The following is a 203-nucleotide window of genomic DNA, read 5'->3' as shown; positions in this document are numbered from 1 at the left end:
AATTGCTTTTTCCAAACAAGAATTGTGGAGGGAGCCGCTATATTAAACATAGTAGCAGTTTCAACAAAGGACGTACCGTGTTCAATCATATAATTTAGTACGTCTAGTTTAAACTGTTGTGTGTAATTTGTATATCGCTTTATAAATGCATCCACACCATTGTATTCATACTGTTTCACCTATTTAAGGATTGCCTTATGATT

1 pseudogene is annotated in these 203 nt (G+C 33.5%); it reads right to left on the bottom strand.

Annotated features, from left to right (window positions below):
* Positions 1 to 179, bottom strand: a pseudogene (locus QYB95_RS19240) (transposase); the annotation flags it as partial.
* Positions 180 to 203: the final 24 nt, after the last annotated feature.

The sequence above is a fragment of the Ureibacillus aquaedulcis genome, from assembly GCF_030418165.1.
GTDB lineage: Bacteria > Bacillota > Bacilli > Bacillales_A > Planococcaceae > Ureibacillus > Ureibacillus aquaedulcis.
The sequence above is the reverse complement of the archived record's forward strand: the minus strand, read 5'-3'. Positions and strand labels throughout refer to the sequence as shown.